Origin of the sequence: Psychrilyobacter sp. (assembly GCF_049671765.1) — a bacterium.
GTDB lineage: Bacteria > Fusobacteriota > Fusobacteriia > Fusobacteriales > Fusobacteriaceae > Psychrilyobacter.
Genome location: NZ_JBATVM010000227.1, coordinates 1 through 4381 on the forward strand (window position 1 = coordinate 1; position 4381 = coordinate 4381).

At 33.6% G+C, this 4381-nt stretch carries 3 protein-coding genes; 2 read left to right on the plus strand and 1 reads right to left on the minus strand.

The genetic code is table 11. The annotated features are described in order from the left end of the window. Nucleotides 1-156 precede the first annotated feature (156 nt). Nucleotides 157-1209 carry a formimidoylglutamase gene (gene hutG, locus WBG30_RS10740; RefSeq protein WP_424504654.1) on the minus strand — a complete coding sequence of 351 codons (1053 nt, stop codon included), beginning with the start codon at nucleotides 1207-1209 and terminating at the stop codon, nucleotides 157-159. 203 nt (nucleotides 1210-1412) lie between these two features. Here hutG and hutH point away from each other — a divergent pair, with 203 nt between their 5' ends. Further along, entirely contained in the window at nucleotides 1413-2945 is a 1533-nt protein-coding gene (hutH, locus tag WBG30_RS10745; protein ID WP_424504655.1) for a histidine ammonia-lyase, read from the plus strand. Between the two features lie 45 nt (nucleotides 2946-2990). Further along, a partial coding sequence (locus WBG30_RS10750; protein ID WP_424504656.1) for a urocanate hydratase occupies nucleotides 2991-4381 on the plus strand: 1391 nt, incomplete at its 3' end.

Genomic DNA, 4381 nt, shown 5'->3' on the forward strand with positions numbered 1-4381 from the left:
AGTAGGAGAAGAAGAGGAGGATGTAGATTTTATCTTGCGTTAGATTCTATTTAAACAGAAAAATGTCATTTTATAAAGAATATAAATAAATAAAATTAACGTAATATTATATCCAAACAGAAAAATGAGGAGCTCTCAGCTCCTCATTTTTCATATTTAAATTATTTTTTCTTCTGTCTTTAACGAGAATCTACCTAAATTATCTATTATCTCAAAAATTAAGATAGCGGCTAATTTAGAGGTGATATTTCCAGAATCATATCTTGGTGATACTTCGGCTATATCAAACGTAGCAACCTTTCCAGTTCCTGCAATATGTCTTATGAGTTCCCTTCCAGAGTTTGGATGAATCCCAAAGGGTTGAGGAGCACTGACTCCAGGAGCATAGGCAGATGAAAAGACGTCTGTGCAAACACTTACATATATATGGTCATTTTCCTCTATAAACATATTTAATTTATTTTTTACTTCTAATTCCTTATAGCTACTGATATCTCGAGCTAAAATATATTTAACACCAAATTTTTCAGCTGTTTTGAAGAGAGATCTTGTATTCCCATACTTTTGAATTCCCAATACAAAATAAGAAAAATCTAATTCTCTTTTTTTACATTGATTGGCTATCTGTAAAAACATTGTCCCAGAACTAGTCTGCTTCTCATAAGGTCTCATGTCAAAATGTGCATCGAAATTTATTATCCCAATTTTGGGTTTCTTTTGATATCTAGACACTACATCTAAGAGGCCATTATAGGTCCCAAAAGCTACCTCGTGTCCACCTCCTAAAACTATCGGAAACATCCCTAAAGCTATTATTTTAGATACTGCAGTAGAGAGAGCTTTTTGAGCACCTTCAAGGTCTTCATCAATGCAAAATATATTTCCAGCATCGTAGAGACTCACATCTTCTCTAGTTTTAGGAAAGTTACACATCTCACGACGTATAGCATTAGGACCTTCTGCTGCTCCTACATTCCCCTTATTTCTTTCTACTCCTTCATCACTAGAAAAGCCAATAAAACATACTGCATTTTCAAATTTTAGCTCTACTGTATTGTCTTCTAAATCGATAGCTTTAATGGTTTGATGCCATCTAAGGGAATCTAGATCTTCGCCATCGATTCTACCTTTCCATACATTTTTTTTTACCCTTCGGTAATTTTTAAAAAATTCTTTATTAATATATTTATATTTCTTTAAAAATTCCAATTTTTCTTCCTCCTGGTTACTACAGTAAAATATTTTTATTAAACTTTCTAACAAAAGTTTACTCCATTTTTGAAGAAAAATCAATTTTACTGGTTTAATTATATGTTTTTTATAAGAAATCGTATTATTTTAGAACTTTTCAATTGACTTTGATATTTAAATAGAGTAATAAAGTAATACTAAAAAAATATAAGGAGGCAACAATGTCAAAGATACTAATCGATAATCAAAAATTATCCATAGAGGATATAGTAAATGTAGCTAGATTTAACTTTAAAGTGAAATTAGGTAACGACGCAAAAGATGGAATCAATAAGGCTCGAGCTGTAGTAGATAAATTTGTTGATGAAGGAAGAGTATCTTATGGTATCACAACTGGGTTTGGTAAATTTTCCGATGTAGTTATCTCAAAGGATGAGGCTAATGACCTCCAAAGAAACCTTATTATCAGTCACGCTTGTGGAGTAGGAGAGCCATTTGCAGAGGAGATTGTAAGAGCCATGATGGTTCTTCGTGTAAATTCCCTTACAAAGGGTCACTCTGGAATCAGATTGTTAACTGTAGAAAAATTAATAGAACTTTTAAATAAAGAGGTACATCCAGTAGTTCCTGAAAAAGGATCGCTAGGAGCATCAGGAGATTTAGCTCCACTATCTCACATGGTATTAACTATGCTTGGATTAGGAGAAGCTTTTTATAAAGGAGAAAGAATGGATAGTATTAAAGCTCTGGAACTAGCAGGGATAGAACCACTTCCATACTTGACTTCTAAAGAAGGATTGGCATTAATCAATGGAACTCAGGCTATGACAGCTGTAGGAGTTTTGACTATCTATGATGCGTTAAACTTATCTAAAATAGCAGACATTGCAGGAGCACTGACTATGGAGGCACTTACAGGAATTAAGTGTGCACTAGATCCTAGAGTTCATGAAATCAGAGGTCATAGTGGTCAGATAGATACTGCTAAAAACCTTCTAAGCTTAATAGAGGGAAGTAAGATGATTACTAAGCAAGGTGATTTAAGAGTTCAAGATGCATATGCTCTTAGATGTATGCCGCAAATCCATGGAGCTAGTAAGGATGCCCTTAGATTTATAAAGGAAAAAATAGAAATTGAGGTAAATGCTGTAACAGATAATCCATTGATATTCCCTGAAACTGAGGAAGCTATCTCAGCAGGAAACTTTCATGGTCAACCTATGGCACTTCCATTAGATTATATGGGAATAGCACTAGCAGAATTAGCCAATGTTTCTGAAAGAAGACTAGAAAGACTTGTAAATCCTGCTCTAAGTAATGGATTACCTGCATTTTTAACAAATCATGGAGGAGTACATTCTGGATTTATGATCGTACAATATAGTGCTGCATCGATAGTATCAGAAAATAAAGTATTGGCACATCCTGCCTCGGTAGATTCTATCCCATCTTCTGCAAACCAAGAGGATCATGTATCTATGGGAACAATAGCAGGAAGGAAAGCTAGAGAGATCATGAAAAATGCAAGACATGTAGTAGCTATGGAGATCTTTGGGGCTTGTCAGGCTATCGATATGAGAGATGACAACTTCTTAGGAAAAGGTACTGAAATTGCTTATAACTTTATTAGAGAAGATATAAAGTTTATTGATGAAGACGTAGTGATGTATAAATGTATAAACAAGTGTTACGAACTGATTTCTGATAAAAAGATGATCGATAGAGTAGAAGCAGTAGTAGGAGAACTATTATAATTTTTATAAAAAATCAAACTTATAATTAAAAAGGAGACAATCATAATGTTTACAAATAACGATATAAAAGATGCAATGACTATAAAATTAAACAATATACCAAAAGAAACTCCTAAATTTGATCCTAAATTTAGAAGAGCTCCTAAAAGAGATCTTACATTATCTCAAGACGAAGTAGAACTAGCTCTTAAAAATGCATTGAGATATGTACCAGAAGAATTTCATGCTGAGTTAGCTCCTGAATTTTTAGAAGAATTATATGAAACTGGAAGAATTTATGGATATAGATTTAGACCAATAGGAAGATTATCTGGAAAACCTATAGATGAATATAAAGGAAAATGTATTGAAGGTCGAGCATTTCAAGTAATGATGGATAACAACTTAGATTTTGATATCTGCTTATATCCATATGAACTAGTAACTTATGGTGAAACTGGTCAAGTATGCCAAAACTGGATGCAGTATCAATTGATTAAAAGATATTTAGAAGAATTAACTCAAGATCAAACTTTGGTGATTCAATCTGGACATCCAATGGGATTATTTAGATCTCACCCTTCTGCACCTAGAACTATCATCACAAATGCACTTATGGTAGGGATGTTTGACGATGATGAAAACTATATTAGAGCAGCGGCATTAGGAGTGGCAAACTACGGTCAAATGACTGCTGGTGGGTGGATGTATATTGGACCACAAGGGATAGTTCATGGGACTTATTCTACTATATTAAATGCAGGTAGATTATTTTTAGGAGTCCCTCAAGATGGAGATTTAAAAGGTAAATTATTTGTAACCTCTGGATTGGGAGGTATGTCAGGAGCTCAAGGTAAAGCTGTTGAGATTGCAAATGGTGTAGGAATAATAGCAGAGGTAGATTATTCTAGGATAGAAACTAGACATTCTCAAGGGTGGGTATCGAGTATAGCACTTTCTCCTAAGGAAGCGTTTGATCAAGTAGAGGCATATTTTAAAGCAGAAAAACCTGCAGCAATAGCGTTCCATGGAAATATTGTAGATTTACTAGAATATGCAGCGGATCATAAAATAAAAATAGACCTATTATCTGACCAAACTTCTTGTCATGCAGTTTATGACGGAGGATATTGCCCTCAAGGAATTTCTTTTGAGGAAAGAACTAGGTTATTAGCAGAGGATAAAGCTAAATTTGTAGAATTAGTAAATACAACATTAGTAAGCCATTATAATGTAATAAAAAGATTGAGTGAGCAAGGTACATATTTCTTTGATTATGGAAATGCTTTCTTAAAATCTGTATATGATGCAGGAGTAAAAGAAATCTCTAAAAATGGTAGAGATGACAAAGGTGGATTTATCTATCCTTCATATGTAGAAGATGTATTAGGGCCTGAATTATTTGATTATGGTTATGGACCATTTAGATGGGTTTGTTTGAGTGGTAAAAAAACAGA